This is a genomic window from Pollutimonas nitritireducens, from assembly GCF_002849615.1.
Taxonomy (GTDB): Bacteria; Pseudomonadota; Gammaproteobacteria; order Burkholderiales; family Burkholderiaceae_B; genus Pollutimonas; species Pollutimonas nitritireducens.
This window is the reverse complement of sequence record NZ_PDNV01000006.1, coordinates 312,025-330,835: the sequence shown is the minus strand read 5'-3', so window position 1 is coordinate 330,835 and position 18,811 is coordinate 312,025. Positions and strand designations below refer to the sequence as shown.

The 18,811-nt window shown below is 56.2% G+C and carries 18 protein-coding genes, 2 tRNA genes and 2 pseudogenes; 13 read left to right on the top strand and 9 right to left on the bottom strand.

Features of this window, described 5'->3' with window-relative positions:
* Positions 1-11 precede the first annotated feature (11 nt).
* Positions 12-101 (bottom strand) — tRNA-Ser (locus CR155_RS11325).
* 236 nt (positions 102-337) lie between these two features.
* Here CR155_RS11325 and CR155_RS11320 point away from each other — a divergent pair.
* From CR155_RS11320 to CR155_RS11295, 6 genes are all read left to right on the top strand, one after another.
* Complete coding sequence (locus CR155_RS11320; RefSeq protein WP_158238261.1) at positions 338-658, top strand: DUF1330 domain-containing protein; 321 nt, start codon at positions 338-340, stop codon at positions 656-658.
* A 43-nt stretch (positions 659-701) separates the two neighbouring features.
* A complete protein-coding gene (locus CR155_RS11315; protein WP_102070119.1) occupies positions 702-1,679 on the top strand; it encodes an NAD(P)H-quinone oxidoreductase in 978 nt (325 codons plus the stop codon).
* 83 nt (positions 1,680-1,762) lie between these two features.
* A complete protein-coding gene (gene tpiA, locus CR155_RS11310; protein ID WP_102070118.1) occupies positions 1,763-2,512 on the top strand; it encodes a triose-phosphate isomerase in 750 nt (249 codons plus the stop codon).
* Positions 2,513-2,529: 17 nt separating this feature from the next.
* Positions 2,530-3,030, top strand: coding sequence for a preprotein translocase subunit SecG (gene secG / locus CR155_RS11305; protein WP_102070117.1), 501 nt, complete (start codon positions 2,530-2,532; stop codon positions 3,028-3,030).
* A gap of 78 nt (positions 3,031-3,108) precedes the next feature.
* Positions 3,109-3,193 (top strand) — tRNA-Leu (locus tag CR155_RS11300).
* A gap of 187 nt (positions 3,194-3,380) precedes the next feature.
* Positions 3,381-4,646, top strand: a complete 1,266-nt coding sequence (locus CR155_RS11295) for a tyrosine-type recombinase/integrase (RefSeq protein ID WP_102070116.1) — start codon at positions 3,381-3,383, stop codon at positions 4,644-4,646.
* Between the two features lie 966 nt (positions 4,647-5,612).
* Here the strand turns inward: CR155_RS11295 and CR155_RS11285 are convergent.
* From CR155_RS11285 to CR155_RS11270, 4 genes and pseudogenes are all read right to left on the bottom strand, one after another.
* Positions 5,613-5,975: a helix-turn-helix domain-containing protein gene (locus CR155_RS11285; RefSeq protein ID WP_102070115.1), complete on the bottom strand. Its 363-nt coding sequence runs from the start codon at positions 5,973-5,975 to the stop codon at positions 5,613-5,615.
* A gap of 168 nt (positions 5,976-6,143) precedes the next feature.
* A pseudogene (locus CR155_RS11280) lies at positions 6,144-6,350 on the bottom strand (ATP-binding protein); the annotation flags it as partial.
* 104 nt (positions 6,351-6,454) lie between these two features.
* Positions 6,455-8,377 carry a recombinase family protein gene (locus CR155_RS11275; RefSeq protein WP_233214176.1) on the bottom strand — a complete coding sequence of 641 codons (1,923 nt, stop codon included), beginning with the start codon at positions 8,375-8,377 and terminating at the stop codon, positions 6,455-6,457.
* Positions 8,364-8,567, bottom strand: coding sequence for a hypothetical protein (locus CR155_RS11270; RefSeq protein WP_102070114.1), 204 nt, complete (start codon positions 8,565-8,567; stop codon positions 8,364-8,366). Before CR155_RS11270 ends, CR155_RS11275 begins: the two co-directional genes overlap by 14 nt.
* A 479-nt stretch (positions 8,568-9,046) precedes the next feature.
* Here CR155_RS11270 and CR155_RS11265 point away from each other — a divergent pair, with 479 nt between their 5' ends.
* The 6 genes and pseudogenes from CR155_RS11265 to CR155_RS11240 all read left to right on the top strand — a co-directional run bounded on the left by CR155_RS11265 (position 9,047) and on the right by CR155_RS11240 (position 13,322).
* On the top strand, positions 9,047-10,291 hold the full coding sequence (locus CR155_RS11265) for a tyrosine-type recombinase/integrase (protein ID WP_102070113.1): 1,245 nt from the start codon (positions 9,047-9,049) through the stop codon (positions 10,289-10,291).
* The gene (locus CR155_RS11260) at positions 10,288-11,232 is read left to right on the top strand and encodes a tyrosine-type recombinase/integrase (RefSeq protein WP_102070112.1); all 945 of its coding nucleotides are present in this window, start codon (positions 10,288-10,290) and stop codon (positions 11,230-11,232) included. Before CR155_RS11265 ends, CR155_RS11260 begins: the two co-directional genes overlap by 4 nt.
* Positions 11,229-12,239, top strand: a complete 1,011-nt coding sequence (locus CR155_RS11255) for a site-specific integrase (protein WP_102070111.1) — start codon at positions 11,229-11,231, stop codon at positions 12,237-12,239. Before CR155_RS11260 ends, CR155_RS11255 begins: the two co-directional genes overlap by 4 nt.
* Positions 12,240-12,340: 101 nt before the next feature.
* Positions 12,341-12,538 (top strand): annotated as a pseudogene (locus tag CR155_RS11250) (transposase domain-containing protein); the annotation flags it as partial.
* 100 nt (positions 12,539-12,638) lie between these two features.
* The gene (locus CR155_RS11245) at positions 12,639-12,845 is read left to right on the top strand and encodes a hypothetical protein (RefSeq protein ID WP_233214174.1); all 207 of its coding nucleotides are present in this window, start codon (positions 12,639-12,641) and stop codon (positions 12,843-12,845) included.
* A 57-nt stretch (positions 12,846-12,902) separates the two neighbouring features.
* Positions 12,903-13,322 carry a CBS domain-containing protein gene (locus CR155_RS11240; protein WP_102070110.1) on the top strand — a complete coding sequence of 140 codons (420 nt, stop codon included), beginning with the start codon at positions 12,903-12,905 and terminating at the stop codon, positions 13,320-13,322.
* A gap of 511 nt (positions 13,323-13,833) precedes the next feature.
* On the opposite strand, the gene CR155_RS11235 is transcribed toward CR155_RS11240, so the two are convergent.
* The 4 genes from CR155_RS11235 to CR155_RS11220 all read right to left on the bottom strand — a co-directional run bounded on the left by CR155_RS11235 (position 13,834) and on the right by CR155_RS11220 (position 17,663).
* Positions 13,834-14,643, bottom strand: coding sequence for an enoyl-CoA hydratase/isomerase family protein (locus CR155_RS11235; RefSeq protein ID WP_102070109.1), 810 nt, complete (start codon positions 14,641-14,643; stop codon positions 13,834-13,836).
* Between the two features lie 105 nt (positions 14,644-14,748).
* A complete protein-coding gene (locus CR155_RS11230; protein ID WP_102070108.1) occupies positions 14,749-15,678 on the bottom strand; it encodes an electron transfer flavoprotein subunit alpha/FixB family protein in 930 nt (309 codons plus the stop codon).
* Positions 15,679-15,680: 2 nt separating this feature from the next.
* Positions 15,681-16,430 carry an electron transfer flavoprotein subunit beta/FixA family protein gene (locus CR155_RS11225; protein WP_102070107.1) on the bottom strand — a complete coding sequence of 250 codons (750 nt, stop codon included), beginning with the start codon at positions 16,428-16,430 and terminating at the stop codon, positions 15,681-15,683.
* Positions 16,431-16,511: 81 nt separating this feature from the next.
* The gene (locus CR155_RS11220) at positions 16,512-17,663 is read right to left on the bottom strand and encodes an acyl-CoA dehydrogenase family protein (protein ID WP_102070106.1); all 1,152 of its coding nucleotides are present in this window, start codon (positions 17,661-17,663) and stop codon (positions 16,512-16,514) included.
* Between the two features lie 247 nt (positions 17,664-17,910).
* Here CR155_RS11220 and CR155_RS11215 point away from each other — a divergent pair, with 247 nt between their 5' ends.
* Entirely contained in the window at positions 17,911-18,792 is an 882-nt protein-coding gene (locus CR155_RS11215; RefSeq protein ID WP_102070105.1) for a MaoC/PaaZ C-terminal domain-containing protein, read from the top strand.
* Positions 18,793-18,811 lie beyond the last annotated feature (19 nt).

Here is an 18,811-nt window from a genome sequence, read left to right as displayed (position 1 = left end):
GCGCGAAGAAGTGGCGGAAGGTCAGGGATTCGAACCCTGGAGGAACTTGCGCCCCTGCCGGTTTTCAAGACCGGTGCATTCGACCACTCTGCCAACCTTCCGTTGCGCTGAATTGTACCTTATCTCGACTGGCGCATTTTTGGCCCGCAGGACAGCGACCACAGCTGTTTTCCAGGTGCTTGTCGGCGGCAATTTTTGGAGTTTGGACTACGCGATCTTTTACTTGTGGAATTAATCTGATGTAATGGTCGTGGCGGCTCCGGATGTCGTCTTACGGATGCGTCAATTTTTCTGGTTGCCGGTTTCTCATAACATAATCGCAAATAAAGGGGGAAGTATGACTGCATACGTCATAGCAACGATGGTGATTCATGATCCGCAAACTTATCTGCAATACACCGAGCTTACCCCGCCGCTGGTAGCGAGGCATGGAGGAAAATTTCTCACACGCGGCGATAAAGTAGATACGTATGAAGGCGACACCTTCACCGAGCGCATGGTGCTGCTCGAGTTCCCCGATCGGGACAAAGTTTATGCCTGGCTGAAAGACCCCGAGTACGTCGCGGCGTCGGAATTCCGCAAGGCCGCCTCGGTTTGTCGCATCCTGATCCAGGAAGGGGCGTCCAATACGGGCGACCCTGATCCCAAGGTTGGTTAGACAAGCGATAATAGAATTTTGCGTAACATCCAAGGGAGTCAGTATGAAGGCAGTTGAAATTTCGCAACCAGGTGGTCCTGAAGTCCTGGTGCTGGTTGATCGTCCCATACCCGAGCCGAAAGCGGGCGAAGTGCTTATCAAGGTCTCGGCCGCGGGTATTAACCGACCAGATGTTTTTCAACGCAAGGGCAACTATCCCGCGCCCCCCGGAGCCTCGGATTTACCCGGACTCGAGGTCGTGGGAGAGATCGTGGGTGGCGATGCCGCCGCCGGAGGGCTGTCCATAGGCGATAAAGTGTGCGCCTTGCTGGCCGGCGGTGGCTATGCGGAATACTGCGTCGCACCGGCGCAGCAATGCCTGCCTGTGCCCAAGGGCTTGTCGGATGTCGAGGCGGCCGGTTTACCGGAAACCTATTACACCGTCTGGAGCAATGTTTTCGATCGCGGCCGGCTTTCGATCGGCGAGTCCTTGCTGGTGCACGGTGGCGCCAGCGGTATCGGTACGACTGCAATCCAGCTGGCCAGGGCCATGGGTCATGAGGTCTATGCAACCGTGGGGAGCGATGAACGCGTCCGCGCCGTCGAAGACCTTGGCGCCACGCTGGGTATCAATTACCGTACTCAGGACTATGTGGAAGAAGTCAAGAAAGCCACTGGTGGCAAAGGCGTGGACGTCGTGCTGGATATGGTGGCTGGCGAGTACATCAACCGCAATTTAAATTGCCTTGCGGACGACGGACGTGTTGTGATCATTGCATTGCTGGGTGGTGCCAAAGCAACGATAGACTGCAACCAAGTCCTGCGTCGTCGTCTGACCATTACGGGTTCCACGCTGCGGCCAAGGCCAGTGGCATTCAAGGCTGAAATCGCCCGGGCTCTCAAGCAACATGTCTGGCCCTTACTCGAGGCCGGCAAGATCCGTCCTATCGTGCATGCAACTTTTCCCTTGGCCCAGGCGTGCGATGCGCACGCCATGATGGAAGCCGGAGAGCAGATCGGAAAGATCGTCCTGACGGTTTAGTAAGGTACAGGTCATCGTAACGTGCGGATTTCTGGCTTACAGGCTACAATGCTGGGTTATTCAATTTTTTCATCCTGGGCTTAATGAATACTGCTCTGATTCGTAAGCGCCTTGTAATAGGCAACTGGAAAATGCACGGCGCTCGTCCCACCAATGCTACGCTCCTTACGGGATTGTGCGCGGGGGTGGGTGTCGCTCATAATTGCGAAATGGTCGTGTGCGCTCCCTTTCCCTATTTGGGACAGGTAAGCGGCTGCCTGCACGGTAGCGGCATTGGTTGGGGCTCGCAAGATATCAGCAAGCACCAGCAAGGCGCTTATACAGGTGAAGTCTCTGCAAGCATGCTCTCTGATTTTGGTTGCCAGTGGGCGCTGGTTGGGCATTCTGAACGACGTTCGTTTCACTGCGAAACTGATCAACTGGTTGCGGAAAAGGCGGCGGCGGCACTAGGCGCGGGTATAACGCCGGTGGTGTGCGTAGGCGAAACGCAGGCCGAGCAAGAGGCGGGACTTACCCAGGAAGTAATCCGCCGCCAATTGCAGCCTGTCCTGGCACTAGGCGCCGAATCGGTCGCCAAGCTGGTGATTGCCTATGAGCCAGTCTGGGCCATCGGTACTGGCCTTACAGCCACGCCGCAGCAAGCGCAGGACGTGCACGCCTTCATTCGCGCGCAGTTGACCGAACTGAATGTTCCTCAAGTTCGAATTTTGTATGGCGGCAGCGTCAAAGCGTCCAATGCCAGCAGTTTGTTTGCCATGTCTGATATCGACGGCGCCCTCGTAGGTGGCGCGTCGCTGGTGGCAGAAGAATTTTTACGTATAGCGGCCTCATAGGCCTCGGAGTTTTTTTCATGCAATGGTTGTCACCTGTTCTTCTGGCGATCCAGGTCGTATCTTCGTTGAGTATTATTTTGCTGGTCTTGCTGCAGCAGGGCAAGGGCGCCGACATGGGTTCATCCTTTGGTGGCGGTTCCGCAGGCAGTCTGTTCGGTGCCACGGGCGCCGCGAATTTTCTGTCGCGAGCCACCAAATGGGCCGCAGTCATCTTTTTCGTATCGACGGGTGGTCTGGCCTATATGGCTCACCATCCTGGTGGCAAATCGCCACTTGACGCCGGCGTGATGCAAGGGTTCCAGTCGCCTGTTCCTTCCAGCGGCTCAGCTGTTCCTGTTGCACCGGGTGCGGCAGTGCCCGCAGCGCCGGCTGCCGTGCCGTCCAAGCCCGCCGCACCTGCTCCCGCACAGCCGACGCTGGCGTCAGAGATCACGCCTTCAAAAGAACCCGCTCCGGCACCACAGCCGGCACCTGCACAAGAGCCAGCAACTCCAGTCGAATCAAGCAAGAGCAACTAGTATTTGTGGTGAATTTCGCGGTATGCGAAGATCAAAAAAGGCGAATCGAAATCCGTGCTAGAATACCGCTCTTTACCGGCCGACGTGGTGGAATTGGTAGACACGCTATCTTGAGGGGGTAGTGGCGAAAGCTGTGCGAGTTCGAGTCTCGCCGTCGGCACCAAGACATAAAATCAGAGCGTTTCATAACGACTGATGAAGTACCCGAAACCCGCACGAACATTAGTGTTCTGCGGGTTTTTTGCTTTTCAGAGCGTCTCATAGGGTTTCGGTAAATTCCAACCCTTTGGGTATGCGTTTGGGTATGTTAAAACCTACATACCCAAATCATGCCCACTCGAAGACCCGACATGCCCAAACTAGCTCAGCAACTATCAGAATTGGCGATCAGCAAGGCCAAACCGCGAAAGGCCGCTTATTCTTTGTCTTCCGGCCAGGGTTTGTCCCTGGTGGTACAGCCAACTGGCTTGAAGCAATGGGTAGTCAGATTCCGTACTCCTGCGGGAGTGCGGGGTAATCGAATCATTGGTGTGTACCCGGAAATGGGCATTGCAATGGCACACAGGGCGACTGCGGATTTGCACCAGCGTGTTCGTATGGGAGAGCAACCCGAAGGCGTGAGAGAGCATAGTATGGCGGCTCGGGAGAACAGGGTGCAGGCGGAAAAGCAGGCTGAACTCAGCGCAGCAGACGCCCGATCTCATTCGTTTACCGTTCTGTCCGATGCTTGGTTGGAAGATCGAAAACTAGGTTGGGCACCTGCGACTTATAGTAAATCTACTTTCATCGTTCAAAAACGTCTGCAGCCGTTGTTGGGTAGTGCCGACATGCGAACACTAGCCAGTAAGGATGTTGTGCCCGTTCTCGTCAGCCTGGCGACGGCAACACCGTCTATTGCAATCAAGGCTCGCCAATGCCTGAACGGCATTATCGACTATTGCATCGTGCGGGGTATTCGCGGTGACGACCAGCTCTTGAGACTTCAGCGCGCCTTGCCCAGACACCGAGGTAGCCATATTCCGGCCATTACGAAAATACAGGGTGTTGGACGGCTTATTCGGACAGTCCTGGGGTACGAGGGCAGGGTGGTGCGTGGAGGCCTGCTGTTGGCCGCGTATACCGCTTGCCGGCCAGGCGTAGTGGCGTCGGCCCGATGGGTTGAAATGGACTTGGAGCGAGCCGAGTGGTGTATTCCCGCTAACAAAATGAAAACTCGTATCGAGCACGTGGTTAGCTTGCCGAAGCAGTCTATGGAAATGTTGACGGAGATGCGCCAGTATGGCGGCGGCGAGTATGTCTTTCCTGGTGTTGGAAAGCGGGGTAATCCGCACTTGCACCGGGATGCATTGAGCAAAGCGCTCCGCGACATGGGGTTTCAGGGGCAGCATGCGACCCATGGCTTCAGGGCAATGTTGCGCACAGTGGCACGCGAGCGTCTGAAAATTGATATTGATGTATTGGAGGCCCAGTTGGCACATGCCAAAGCAGATGTGATTCAAGCTGCCTACGACCGGGCCCGGTTCGAAGATGAAAGGCGTGTTGTTATGCAGGTTTGGGCAGATTTTCTGCATGAGCAGGCTGACTCTGCCACGGTTCTGCAAATGAAACGCGCATAGGATCACAGGCTCAGCAGGCTCGAGCCATATTGCGTTCGATGAGGGCATGAACACTTGCAGCAGTGATGCCACTTGATCGTTTCCCGATCTTGATTAGTACCAGTTGGCCTTCGTTCACGAGTCGATAGATCGTGGACCTAGAAACTCCAAGCTTGGCTTCGGCAGTATGTATTCGGTAAAGAAGTGCTTGGTCGGACGGCTGCGAGACTTCGTTTCTGCCTGCTGAGTGGTCAGAAGGCTGTTGCTGGGACTGTTGCTGCATTGTTTCCTCCGTTAAACCTTGGGAAGCACCCTGGATGGTATGACCCAAGCTGCTTTCCAAAGCAGGCGCAGCCAGCGCCTTCGTGACTAGCTCTCCAAGATGCCGCGATGGGGGCCAGGTGCTTGGATCATTTTCGGTAGAGCCCGCCGCTGGTCCACTAAGGTGGTTCGTCGGGATGCTGAAAACTGCGGTCTTTGCCGCTGTCATCAATGGATTATGCGCCATCCATCGAATGTGGTCTGCCTTTGGCAGTACCGGCGTCCGTTGTCACGGATCGTCATCTGTTTCCCCGGGTTAATGCCAGTCGCTACCGGCCCAAGAGAGAAATGATTTTTCACCTGCTTTACTCCTACCCAGGTGCTTGTCGCCCCGCATAATGCTGACGACACGGGTAGCCGCGCACTCGCACCGCCCGTTGTCGGGCAGGGCGCGGTATTTATCGGTATTGTGTTGTTAAAGAGCAGATTTGTTGTAATCATTACGTATCTACTGAGGAGAGTCAATACATAAGTACTAATAAAAGCTCATATAGAGGAGTAAAAACATGATGGAAGCTGAACGCATGGATCGAGTCGAGACGAAAAGAAGCGCCCTGATCCACTATGGACTATGGAATTCAGGGCGCCGCGGGTATTTCTGTTGTTTTTATGTAGTGTCTTAGACGGTGCTGGTGGCTGTAATCCTGCAGACTAGCCGTTTGATGCTTAGTCGTGGCTTTTGGTGTTCTTGGCTTGCTGGCCGATCTTCATCTTTATGTAGTCACCGATATCTTCCAACACCGGGGCAGGCAACTCAACCACGGTATACCTGGGAGTTTCTGGCCATGGCCATTCGACCTCGAACATTTCTCCTTTCCCAGTAACAAGCCATTCCGCACGGACGTGAAGGGCTGCTGCGATCCAAACGAGATGGCGTGAGGACTCGTTGCGGCCATTTTCAATATGGGCAATAGCGCTTTGGCTCAGGGAAGGGTCAAGCAGGTTGGCTAGCGCTTCTTGAGACAGTCCGCGTTTTTTACGTGCGGTAAGTAAGCGTTCGCCAATGCTGTTTACAGGGCTCGGCGTCATGGAATTCTTCAATTGATGGATACGTCATGTGTAGATTGTAAGTATATATGTAACGGTTAAACATTACTTATCTAATCGAGGTCGCGGCGAAAGGTCAACAGATAAATAATTATAATGCGCCGTTGTGGCGTTTAATGATACGGTGTGATCGTAAATAATTGGCAAGCACAGCCATTTGCCGAACACCCCGCTGCCGTGGCGGATGCGAAGTTCTTCCTGCAAGCGAGGCACACGTTGGTAGAGCGCCGAGTGCCCACGCCGGCAGGCATACTGCGCCAGGGCACACGCCAACCACGATTTACCGGCTCCGGTAGGGTCGGTGATCAGGGCGCTGTGGCCGGCGGTTACCCAGTCGCCCAGGGCGAGGCTCATCAACTTCGTTGCGACACGGGCGTTGTTTGCGCGTCAACGCGGTCGTAACCGCGTCACTGCACAAGTCGTTCGCGCGAATCTGCCACGGCGCATCCGGCATCACCTGCTCAGCAGGCAGGATCCGCGCCTTGATAAGGCGACGGATTGCATGGCTGGGTGACACCCAATTGCTTTGCTGCCTCGAACATCGTCAACCATTCTCCATCCTTCTGGGCTGATCGGTAGGCGTGGATGTCGCGCACCCGCCGTATGAAGCTAACACGGTGTGCAGTCCAAGTCTTGCTCTGGCCGGTTCGCATTCCCATCTGATTTAGTGAGGCAGCGATGTCCTGATCTGACCAACGGGTCGCCATGCTTCGAATGATCGTGAGTGCTTCGTCAGACGTACTGCATGCATGCTCTCCCGATCTGGGCTTGCGCACGCACAACTGTGAGTGTTGGCCGCCTTGCCAGTGGATCGTCAAGCTAACTACACGTGCCGATTCATCGACATCGGCAACAATATCGACGATCAGTGCACGAACCAATTGTTGGCGCACGCGCATGATAACGCCCGGCGCATTCCAGGCCGCAGAGAGGTCTTCGGCGAACGCCGAAAAGTCAGGTGTGGGGAAATCCGTAGCCGGTGTATCTACCGCTTTCAGTCGGGTCTGGCAAGACTGTACACGACGTAATGCAGCCTCCCAGTTGTTCTCCAGTTGCGCGGCAATCAGACGGTTATCTGGGTCGCAGGCAGCGTAGCGCCGCTCGGCCAGCGTGGCGTCATACTGCGCTTGCTGTAGTTCGAGCTCCACGATCCGTCGCTGCTCGTTTAGGGTGCCCATATGCATTTGTTCGGCTTGCCGGGCTGCTTCGATTGCCATTGGTTCGACGACACGCAACAGCTCCTTCCCGATAGCGGCGTCGATGCGGGAGCCACCGAGGCTCATGCATTTCGGTGGCATGTCAAAGCGGGCACAGCGGTAGACGGGTTGCGGTATGCGCCCAGTATAGGCCACGGACAGACGGCGTCCACAGTGTGCACAGGAAAGGATACCGGCGAGCAATGCCCGGCCGCCGCGGCCGGACTTTACGTCACCGGCCTTGCCGTAAGCATTGGCCACGAGCTGCTTCTGGTTGCGCTCGAAACCCGTCCAGTCGATGTAGGCCTCATGATGATCCCTGAGTAGGACATCCCATTCGTCAAACGGCTTGGGATGCTTGTAGCTCTTGCGCGCGCGCCCATCGACTATCGTCATCTGCTTGCCGCTTTTGCCATATGCGTAGGCTCCGGCATAGAACGGATTCTTGAGCACCGAGATTACGTTCCGGTAACGCACGGGTACCCAGTCGAAGTGGGCCAGCGTCCTGCCGTCAGAAGGCCGCGGGAAGTGGACCTGTTCTGCGCGCAGGGACAGCAAAACCTGCCGGGCGCTACCAAGTTCGCGGAAACGCGAGAAGATCAGGCGGATGACCTCCTGTAATCGCAGGTTCGGATCGAGACCTAGGCCAACTTCGCGATGCCAGGTGTAGCCGATCGGTACGCTGATACGCAGGTCGCCACGGTGAGCCTTCTCACGCTTAGCATCAAGCATGCACGTACGAAGTACATTGAGTTCAAACTCACTGATACTTCCCGTCATGCCGAGCAACAACCGGTCGTTTGCCCGGCAGGGATCGTAAGCACCGTCGAGGTCGATGACCCTCGCTTCGACAAGCCCGCAGAGTTCAAGCAGATGGTGCCAGTCGCGCCCATTGCGTGCAAGGCGCGATGCGTCCACACACAGCACAGCTCCGACCTCGCCTGCGCACAACAAGGCGACCAGACGCTCGAAGCCCGGTCTGGCCACCGCGCCGCTTGCCGAGCGCCCAAGGTCGTCGTCAATAACTACAACGTCGCGGAATCCGCGAAGCTTTGCTTCATTCACGAGGTCGTATTGACGACGCTTGCTTTCGAGGTTCGTCTGGACCTGAGTCTGCGTCGACTGCCGGACGTAAACCACCGCCCTGCGTTTAAGAATATCTGCTGGTAAACGATTAGCGTTCGTCATCGCCACGCCCCTTTGCCGAGACGATGCCGGCAGCCTGCATCAGCAGACTCGCCAGTTGCGTGATCGCCCTTGTGCGCTGTGCCGCGCTCATTCCCCGAAGCTCGATGGCGTCGAACGTCATGTTCATCTGGTATGGTTTCGATGGCGGCGACTGCAGGCTTGCTGGAACGGCGTTTGGGACCTTGTCCATTGCGTTTCTCCCGGACGATGGTCGAATCATCCTGCCAGTGTCCTCGCAAATGTCGATCAATGAGCAACTGATGCAGATTGCGTAGTGCCGTCACAGTGACTCTCGGGTCACCGAGCGCCATGGATGAGCACGTGGGCGCATCCAGCATCCACCCGGCAATCGTCTTGACAGTGCCACAGCCCGCATCGATATGGACTACCCAGCTCTTCCTTCGCGCTGTTCAATATCTTTTACCTTGACTCGGTGCCCATACAGCGGGTGCCATCGATAATGGACTACAACTTCTTGCCCAATATGGGCAGAATGAACGGGACATTGCCATTGACCGCAGTTATGTTCAGCCTGCGATTATGTTGAGCCTCAATCAACAGCACGCGTATCTTACACACCGACAGGCTTAGGGCTCAACGAGAACCTATTCTCACTTCGCATAATCGGTGTTCTTCTGTGGGTTCCTACACTCGCATCAGGAGACCACCATGCCCATCGATCTTTGTTTGGCACGCCTTGTCCGTCGAGACTGGCTGATCGACGGACCATTGAGCGGATACTTAACCTCTTATATCGAATCATTGAAGACTCGGCGTTACGCACAAGGCACGATTGGCGCCTATCTACGCTGTCTTGCACATTTCAGCTTTTGGATGACAGCAGAAGGGCTGACTATCGCGAACATCGACCTGCCCCTGATCGAGCGGTTTATTCGACATCACCTTCCGGCCTGCACCTGTCCTGCACCGTGTCGATCCGATATCAATGAAGTACGGGCCGCTCTACATCACTTACAGACCCTGCTGCCCGTGGTGAATGATGAGACCGCATCTCCGTTGACTTTGGAAATCGAGCGATTCAACGGCTATCTGCGAGATATCTGTGGCCTGGCGCCATTGACTTGCTCCTATCGGATCCAGCATGTAAAGGCGTTTCTCGTTGGGCGGTTCGGGAATGACGCTCCAGAGATTGGATTGCTGGTCTCCGATGACATCGATGCATTCTTGAATGAATTGGCATCCACTTGGAGTCCGACCTCCCGCAAGCTAATCTGCACCAGCTTACGCAGCTATTTGCGTTTTCATGCCATGTTGGGCGACGACACACGGATTTTGTCCGCCGCCTTGCCGACCATTGCAAACTGGCGGCGGCGACACCCACCGGAGGTGCTCTCCGAAGTACAGCTTGAGCAGTTCCTGCGAGCCTTCGATCAGACCCATCCGGTCGAGTTGCGCGACTACGTCATCGCCCGCTTCTTGCTGGATTTGGGCCTGCGCGCAGACGAGGTCGCACACCTGACGCTGGACTGTGTAGATTGGCGAAACGGGATCGTGTCGCTTTGTCACACCAAGAGCCAGCGTGTGCAACAGTTGCCACTGCCGACACAGACCGGCGAAGCGCTGGGACGTTACCTGAGGCTAGGACGTCCGCAGACAACCAACCGCGCTCTGTTCTCGCGCCACCGTGCCCCATTCGGAGTTGCACTCAGTGTGGACGCCATCCGCAACACGATGAATCGTGCGTTTGTCCGCAGCGGCCTTGCGGACCGGTTCTGTAATACCCATGTGCTTCGACGTTCAATGGCCACCAGACTACAGAAGAGCGGTGTGTCGATCAAGGAGATCGCCGACATGCTTAGACATCGGGATCTAAACACGGCACGGGCCTATGCTCGAGTCGACCTGGAACATCTGCGGGCTGTCGCCATACCTTGGCCGGGGAGCAAGTCATGAATGCCAGCACTACCTGGGCGGCTCAAGTTCAAGCGTACCTTATCTATCGGCGTAGATTAGGTTTCGATCTCCTTATTGATGAAGGCCAGCTCAATTCGTTTGCGCGCTTTGCCGACCAATGCGGAGCAGCGTGGCTTACGTTAGAACTGGCTACTGACTGGGCGCGTGCCTCACGCCATCCCCGCCGGATCAGTTGGGCGCGTCGCATTGAGGTGCTGCGTGGCTTTGCCGCTTTCTGCCCGCGCACTGAACCTCGAACTGTCGTACCCCCGCGCAATCTCTTCGGTTCGGCCCACCGGCGCCTTGTCCCGCATATTTACACGGATGAAGAACTGAGAACCCTCCTAGAGGCAGCCAGGCGCATGGAACCCCCGGGACGTTTGCGTCCTGCTACTTGCCAAACCCTCTTTGGTCTGCTTGCGGCATCTGGCTTGCGCATCTCCGAAGCGATCAGACTAACCCAGGCCGACGTAGATCTTGATGCTGGTGTGCTCGATGTCCGAGACACCAAGTGTCACCAGCATCGCTTCGTTCCCCTGCACCCAAGCGTCCCTCCATACCTACAGGCGTATGCGAAGCTACGGGATCAGCTTGTTCGCCATCCCTGCTGCGATCATTTCTTTCTTCGAGATGACGGCCGACCGATCAATCAGCGCGGGATGCTGTACGCACTGCACTCACTTTGCAGCCAGCTCAACCTGTCAGTACGGGGAGACCATTCACGTCATCGACTTCACGACCTGCGCCATACCTTCATTGTGCACAGCGCACTGCGTCTGTATGAACGGGATGGCAATATTGAGCAAGGTCAATCAGCGCTATCGATCTACGTGGGCCATGCCAAGGTGGTCGATACCTATTGGTACCTTACTGGCATTCCGGAACTGATGGCCATCGCCGCAGAGCGTTTCCGTCGCTATGCTCAGGGAGCACCAACATGAACTCACTCCTTACCGATCCGGCCGAGTTCGCCTCTTTGCTTCAACGCTTCTTCGCCGAGAGACTACTCCAACAGCAGGCGGTTAGCCCCCGAACCGTGGCCGCATATAGAGATGCCTTCCGGCTGCTACTGGAGTACGCTGATAGCAGGCTTGGCAAGCCACCCGTAAAACTCACTCTGGAGGATTTTGATGCAAAGCTGATTCTCGATTTCCTGGCGCATCTTGAAGGCGAGCGCCATAACGCCGTACGCAGCCGCAATGCGCGACTTGCTGCCGTACGGGCCTTCGCCCGGTACGTCGCAGTGCAGTGTCCGCCTGCGCTGCTGCTCGCCCAGCAGATCCTAGCCATTCCGATGAAACGCTTCAATAAACCTCTGCTAGGATTCCTCTCGCGAGAGGAGGTCCGTGCGATCTTAGCTGCTCCTGACGACACGACTTGGTGCGGCCGCCGCGACCAAGTGCTGCTCAGGCTGCTTTACAACACCGGTGCCAGGGTCTCCGAGTTGATCGGCATCTGCGTTGATGATCTGGAGCTGTACGTCACGCCTTCGGTTCGCTTGCACGGCAAGGGGCGTAAGCAGCGCACCGTTCCGCTCTGGAAGGAAACTGTCGGGGAAATTCGTCGCTGGATTGATGTTTCTGGCCTACAGAACAACCAGCCACTGCTACCCAACCGTTGGGGAAAGCCAATGACCCGTTCAAACGTCGCTGAGCGGCTCGAACGAGCCGTGAGCATCGCAATATCGCAGTGCCCCTCTCTTGAGGGACGGACCGTCTCTCCCCATACGTTGCGTCATACGACTGCCATGCATCTGTTGCAGGCTGGCGTTGACATCACCGTCATCGCCCTGTGGCTTGGGCACGAGAGTCCGGTAACAACCCATGGCTACATTGAAGCGGACCTCGCCATGAAGGAGCGAGCATTGGCCGCAATTGCACCCTCAGGAACACACCATAGCCGCTACCGACCTCCGGATGAACTCCTGAACTTCTTGCAGACGCTTTGATTATGCGCAGTTGGGAAGCGCGGCCTGTGGCCTGGCCTCAGCTACGACTCAACATAATTGCAGGCTGAACATAAGCGCGGTTATGCCCAATTGAACATAATCGCAACAACTGGCTGTTCGCCGGTTCCTTGCGTGCCGGGCAACGGGCCGCCGCCGTCATGAGCTTGATCCAGTCGGCCAAGCTCAACGGCCATGATCCGTATGCCTACTTGAAAGACGTACTCACGCGCCTGCCGACGCAACCGGCCAGCCGGATCGACGAGCTGCTCCCGCATAACTGGCAACCGACTGCGTGCTGACGAAAACGCCCGCTTCATTATGCGGGCGTGTCAACGTGGGATAGCCGAACGCTTACGACTTGCCGGCCTCAACGCACGCTGAACAACCAAGGAGACCTCCATGGGGAAATGCGATTCTTGCGGCAATAGCTATGACAAATCGTTTAAAGTCACCATTTCAGGCAAGACCTACACGTTCCATAGCTTTGAATGCGCGATTCGGGCCGTCCGCTGTGTCACCACTGCGGTGTACCGATTATTGGGCATGGGCTGGAAAAAAACTGAAGAATGTTTTGTTGTGGTCATTGCGTCGCTGGTGAAGGCGTAACACAGCTGCGTGATCGTTCTGACTAAGCCGTCCGGTTCAAACAATGAGGAGTTAACCATGCAACAGCTTAAAGATGTAATGACTCAAAACGTAAAGATTTTGAGTCCCGACGCGACCATCAAGGATGCCGCGAGGCAGATGCGCGATGGTGATTTTGGACTTATGCCGGTGGGTGAAAATGATCGCTTGGTGGGCACGTTGTCGGATCGCGACATCGTGGTTCGGGCAGTGGCCGACGGGAGAGACGCCAATACGAAAGTGCGCGACCTTATGTCGACCGACGTGAAATGGGCTTTCGAGGACGATTCGGTGGAGCAGGCCCATCAAATCATGAGCGACAACCAGATCAGGCGTTTGCCTATCGTCAACGCGGAGAAGCGCTTGGTGAGCATCGTCGCCTTGGGAGACCTCGCCGTAGACGGTACCGATACGCAGGCTGCGGGCGAAGCGTTATCAGAAATTTCAAAACCTGGGTAACGCATCTCCGCTGGAGGCGGACAGACCCGCCTCCATGTCACAACTTAATTCACGCACAGTGCTATTCGGCGGAAACTCCGGCCTTGCAGTCCTACCTATGCCGGCCGCTATGTGAAACGAAGGACTACGCGGCCTCTCGTGTCACCAGGGCGACACTAAGGCGGTCAATGCCAGTGGGCAATGGCCATTCGACAGGGCGGTTCTCGCCCTGCCCAGCGGTCTTAAACTAAGCCGCTCACCTTGGCTCTCTGTAGAGGACTTCACCGCCGAACGCTTCGACGGCGGCCTGGACGGCCTTGACGTACGCGGAATACACACCACCCATGCTGATAATAGCTCCGATGCGAACGGGCCTATGTACTACGCTCGGATAAGGCCGTCGCACCTAACGCGCTGAGGCTGAAAGTTGTCAGATTTTCTCATGATTCACTGGGTGGGAAGGCGTTCATTTCATTCTCCTTCTGGTGCTGTGATTTCTGCGTCGGGTAAGCTATTCTGAAACAGCCAATAATCAGAACGGGCAGTCTTGGTCGAAGTTGGGGCTACGCTTCTCAAGAAACGCATCAATCCCCTCGATGCCCTCAGGGCCTGCAAAACCGGTAAACTCGAATGCCAGTGAAGCATCGAAAATGGGTTGGGCCTGTTTTATCCAGTGGTTCAGCATCATTTTGGTCCATCGCTGGGCGGCTGGCGCACCCTCGGCCAAGCGGTTGGCAATCTCTACTGCCCGAGCCTCGACTTCATCGTCCGGCAACGCGAGCGAAACGAGATTCATGCGTTCGGCTTCTTCGCCCGTGAAATTTTCGGCTGTCAGCAGATAATACTTTGCCTTCGCCATGCCGCACAAAATCGGCCAGATAATGGCTGCGTGGTCGCCTGCGGCTACGCCGATCTTGAGGTGCCCGTCGGAGAACTTGGCATCCATCGCGACGATGGATACATCTGCCAGCAGTACGGTAGCGAGGCCCGCGCCTACCGCCCACCCTCTGGCGGCCGTCACGATGGGCTTGCGACAATCCAGCATATTGGTGACGAGATCGCGCGACTCTTTCATGGCGCGCATCCGCGCTGCATAGTCATCGCATATGGTGCGCTCGTGCTTCAAGTCGCCGCCCGCAGAAAACGTTCGTCCCTCGCCGGTGAAAATGACAACGTTTACGCTGTCATCGGCGTCTACATCGCGCCAGATTTGCGAAACTTCGCGGTGCATCGTCGCATCCATGGCGCCCATTTTGAGGGGCGAGCGCATTGTGATGCGCAGCACGCGAGGGCTAGGGCGGTCAAAGGTAAGTCTTTCGTAACGTGCGTAGCGGTCGATCATGGTGTCCTTCTGTAAAAAATATGCGCGAGGGCTGCGCGGCTCCTGGATGGGAGACATTGAAAAGAGGTGGTTAAAGTCTTCTAGGTACCGTCAAGGGTACAGGGCTTAAAGCTGGCTGGCCAGTTCGGGCACCGCCGTGAACAGGTCGGCCACCAGGCCATAATCAGCCACACCAAATATAGGGGCTTCGGTGTCCTTATTGATGGCCACGATGGCCTTAGAATCCTTCATGCCTGCCAGATGCTGGATTGCACCCGAAATGCCGATAGCAACATACAACTGCGGCGCAACGATCTTACCCGTTTGGCCAACCTGCCAGTCATTGGGCGCATAGCCGGCGTCTACCGCAGCGCGCGAAGCGCCCAGGGCAGCGCCTAGCTTGTCAGCCAGGGGTTCAAGAAGCTTGAAGTTCTCGGCGCTGCCTATGCCGCGGCCTCCGGATACTACCACCGCCGCGCCGGCCAGCTCGGGGCGGTCACTCTTGGCGACCTCGCGCCCGACAAAGGAGGACAGACCTGAATCGGCGACAGCCGTAATGGACTCTACGGCTGCGCTACCACCTTCAGCTGCTACGGCGTCAAAACCGGTCGTGCGTACAGTGATGACCTTGATTGCGTCCGCTGACTGCACCGTAGCGATCGCATTGCCCGCATAGATCGGCCGGTGGAAGATATCGGGCGACTCAACACCGATGATGTCGGAGATTTGTGCAACATCGAGCTTGGCCGCCACGCGCGGCGCAACATTCTTACCCGAGGCCGTGGCCGGAAAAAGAATGTGGCTGTAAGCGTTGGCGATCTGCAACACTTGCGCGCTCACGTTTTCAGCCAAGCTATCTGCCATCTGCAATGCATCGGCAAGCAGCACCTTGGCCACGCCAGCGGCCTTTGCAGCCTGCTCGGCCACGGCGTGGGCGCTGCTGCCAGCGACCAGCACGTGGATTTCGCCGCCGATCTTTTGGGCCGCAGCGATCGTATTGAGCGTAGCGGCCTTCAGGTTGGCATTATCATGTTCAGCGATTACAAGTATCGTCATTTCTAAATCACCTTGGCTTCATTCTTAAGTTTGTCGACCAGCGTTGCAACATCCGGCACAAAAATGCCCGCCGAGCGTGCCGGGGGTTCTGAAACGTTCAGCGTCTTTAGGCGCGGCGCGACGTCAACGCCCAGGTCCTCAGGCGTCAAGGTGTCCAGCTGCTTTTTCTTGGCTTTCATGATGTTGGGCAGTGTCACGTAGCGCGGCTCGTTCAGGCGCAGGTCGGTGGTGACTATGGCCGGCAGCGTCAGCGACAGGGTTTCCAGGCCGCCGTCCACTTCACGCGTCACCTTAGCCTTGCCGTCTTCCAGTTCGACTTTGCTGGCAAATGTAGCCTGTGGCCAGCCGAGCAAGGCGGCAAGCATCTGGCCGGTTTGATTGGCGTCGTCGTCGATGGCCTGTTTGCCAAGGATAACGAGCTGAGGTTGCTCCTTATCGACCAGCGCCTTAAGCAGCTTCGCTACTGCCAGCGGCTGAAGATCGGCATCGGTTTGGACCAGGGCGGCACGGTCAGCGCCGATCGCCATGGCTGTGCGCAATGTTTCCTGGCATTGCGCCACGCCGCAAGAAACCGCGATGACTTCAGCGGCGACACCTTTCTCTTTCAGTCGCGTTGCTTCTTCCACTGCGATTTCATCGAAGGGATTCATGGACATTTTGACATTGGCGATATCCACGCCGCTTTGGTCGGATTTCACGCGCACTTTGACGTTGTAGTCTACGACGCGCTTGACGGGCACAAGAATCTTCATCTACTGTTGTCCTCCCGTATGGGGGTAAACGTCGTTAGACGTTAGATATTGGAAAAATGGAACTCTGACTAGCCCTTAGAGTTACTGAAGCTCCCTGAGCATGTTCCGGGCAATCACCAGTTGTTGGATTTGCGTCGTTCCTTCGTAGATGCGAAACAGGCGTACATCCCGGTAGAAGCGTTCAATACCGTATTCGCTCATGTAACCAGCACCACCAAAAATCTGCACGGCGCGATCAGCGACCCTACCGCACATCTCCGACGCGAATAATTTGGCGCATGATGCTTCGGTGCTGACAGGCAGTCCGTCGTCTCGGCGCCGCGCGGCGTCCACCACCATGCTGCGGGCGGCGTAGATTTCCGCCTTGCTGTCGGCGAGCATGGCCTGGACGAGTTGGAATTCTCCAATCGCCTGGTCGAATTGACGCCGCTGTGAGGCATAGCGAAGGGCATCGGATAACATGCGCTCTGCGACTGCCACACAAATTGATGCGATATGGATGCGGCCTTTGTCCAGCACCTTCATCGCCGTTTTGAATCCACGACCTTCCACGCCGCCGATCAGGTTCTCTGCGGGCACCCGACAATTCTCAAAGATGACGTCGCAAGTATGCGAGCCCCGTTGGCCCATCTTCTTGTCGCGCTTGCCCAATGTAATTCCCGGGGTATTGGTCTCGACAATGAAGGCTGAGATGCCAGCTGCTCCCTTCTTGCCTGGATCGGTCCTGGCCATCAAGGTAAAAATGCCTGCCTGTGGCGCATTCGTGATAAATCGCTTTGTTCCGTTGACCACGTAATGATCGCCGTCCAGGATCGCCGTTGTTTTGAGGGAAGCGGCATCGGAGCCGGAGCCCGGTTCGGTGAGGGCAAAAGAGGCGATCACCTCGCCTGTTGCCATGCGCGGCAAATACTTGTCTTTTTGCTGTTGAGTGCCGTCGAACAGAATGCCCTGAGAGCCTATTCCCACGGTGGTTCCCAGCAATGATCTAAATGCCGGCGATGCCCGTCCAAGTTCGAACATGGACAGCACTTCTTCTTCCATGGTCAGTTGCAGACCGCCGTACTCCTCGGGGATGGTCAAGCCGAATAGTCCCATCGTCTTCATATCCTGAACGATATCGACAGGGATTTCATCGGTCTCGGCAACGATCTCTTCGTTGGGAATGAGCCGTTCCCGCACGAAGCGGGAGATGTTGCTAAGGAGTATGTTGAGGGTTTCTTGGTCTCGAATCATGATGACTCAGTTCAAATTTTTAATGCCTCATACTGCGGCCCGACTGCGAGTCCGTCAAGACAGGAATTCTTTTGTCCCGTGCATTGGAATACCCGTAAAGGGGTTTCCGGCTTCATAGATGCTAAGCGATACTGGTTCCGCGTCAAGAAGCGATTCCAATGTACGGAACTGGTTAGTTTGGGCAATTGACTGGCTAAGTCTAAATAGCCAATAATTCAACTAACCTACACGGAAACGACTCGATCAGATGGCCACAAATCTTAAACCTCAACAATTGCTGACACGGCAGTTCCCCGCGATCGACCATGATTATGCACTGCGAGATACAGCGTTATATGCGTTGGCGCTTGGTCTGGGGGATGATCCCGTCGACGATAAGCAACTGCGCTACGTTTATGAAGGCATTGACGGAGGGGCGCTGTGTACGATCCCCACGATGGCGAATGTTCTGGCGTATCCGGGATTCTGGGCGCGCGAGCCCGACACCGGCATAGACTGGAAACGCTTAGTTCATGCCGAGCAGGAAATCATCTTGCACGCACCGATTCCTGCCAGCGGTTCAGTGGTGGGGCGTAATCGGGTGTCAGCTATATGGGACAAGGGCGAGGGAAAGGGGGCCTTGCTGCAGCAGCAACGGCAAATTTACGATGCATCCGACGACAGGCTGCTAGCTACCGTTATCCAATTGAGCCTCTTGCGCGGCGACGGCAACTTTGGGCCTGGCGGCAGTGAGGGCGCTCCCCCGGCCCCTCATCAAATTCCGGAACGTGTCCCCGATGCGGTTTGTGATCTGCCAACTTTGTCGCAAACAGCACTGATCTACCGGCTCTGTGGCGACATGAATCCACTACATGCCGATCCCGGTGTTGCGAAAGCTGCGGGGTTTGACCGGCCCATTCTGCATGGCATGGCTACCATGGGAATTGCGGCCCATGCCGTGATGAGGCGGCTGCTGGATTATGACGCCGGGCGAATCGCAAGGATGAGAGTGCGCTTCACGGCCGCCGCTTACCCAGGAGACACGCTTCGTACTGAAATCTGGGCGGAAGGCAATTGCCTTACGCTTCGAACCATAGCGCTCGAACGGCAGGTAGTCGTTCTGAACAATTGTCTTATCGAACTCGGTTGACTTTAAAATACGGAAAAAA

Bases quoted from the DNA above. Each gene is read 5' to 3' on its own strand.
- CR155_RS11320 (WP_158238261.1), top strand. From the start codon at position 338: ATGACTGCATACGTCATAGCAACGATGGTGATTCATGATCCGCAAACT.
- CR155_RS11315 (WP_102070119.1), top strand. From the start codon at position 702: ATGAAGGCAGTTGAAATTTCGCAACCAGGTGGTCCTGAAGTCCTGGTG.
- tpiA (WP_102070118.1), top strand. From the start codon at position 1,763: ATGAATACTGCTCTGATTCGTAAGCGCCTTGTAATAGGCAACTGGAAA.
- secG (WP_102070117.1), top strand. From the start codon at position 2,530: ATGCAATGGTTGTCACCTGTTCTTCTGGCGATCCAGGTCGTATCTTCG.
- CR155_RS11295 (WP_102070116.1), top strand. From the start codon at position 3,381: ATGCCCAAACTAGCTCAGCAACTATCAGAATTGGCGATCAGCAAGGCC.
- CR155_RS11285 (WP_102070115.1), bottom strand. From the start codon at position 5,975: ATGACGCCGAGCCCTGTAAACAGCATTGGCGAACGCTTACTTACCGCA.
- CR155_RS11275 (WP_233214176.1), bottom strand. From the start codon at position 8,377: ATGACGAACGCTAATCGTTTACCAGCAGATATTCTTAAACGCAGGGCG.
- CR155_RS11270 (WP_102070114.1), bottom strand. From the start codon at position 8,567: ATGGACAAGGTCCCAAACGCCGTTCCAGCAAGCCTGCAGTCGCCGCCA.
- CR155_RS11265 (WP_102070113.1), top strand. From the start codon at position 9,047: ATGCCCATCGATCTTTGTTTGGCACGCCTTGTCCGTCGAGACTGGCTG.
- CR155_RS11260 (WP_102070112.1), top strand. From the start codon at position 10,288: ATGAATGCCAGCACTACCTGGGCGGCTCAAGTTCAAGCGTACCTTATC.
- CR155_RS11255 (WP_102070111.1), top strand. From the start codon at position 11,229: ATGAACTCACTCCTTACCGATCCGGCCGAGTTCGCCTCTTTGCTTCAA.
- CR155_RS11245 (WP_233214174.1), top strand. From the start codon at position 12,639: ATGGGGAAATGCGATTCTTGCGGCAATAGCTATGACAAATCGTTTAAA.
- CR155_RS11240 (WP_102070110.1), top strand. From the start codon at position 12,903: ATGCAACAGCTTAAAGATGTAATGACTCAAAACGTAAAGATTTTGAGT.
- CR155_RS11235 (WP_102070109.1), bottom strand. From the start codon at position 14,643: ATGATCGACCGCTACGCACGTTACGAAAGACTTACCTTTGACCGCCCT.
- CR155_RS11230 (WP_102070108.1), bottom strand. From the start codon at position 15,678: ATGACGATACTTGTAATCGCTGAACATGATAATGCCAACCTGAAGGCC.
- CR155_RS11225 (WP_102070107.1), bottom strand. From the start codon at position 16,430: ATGAAGATTCTTGTGCCCGTCAAGCGCGTCGTAGACTACAACGTCAAA.
- CR155_RS11220 (WP_102070106.1), bottom strand. From the start codon at position 17,663: ATGATTCGAGACCAAGAAACCCTCAACATACTCCTTAGCAACATCTCC.
- CR155_RS11215 (WP_102070105.1), top strand. From the start codon at position 17,911: ATGGCCACAAATCTTAAACCTCAACAATTGCTGACACGGCAGTTCCCC.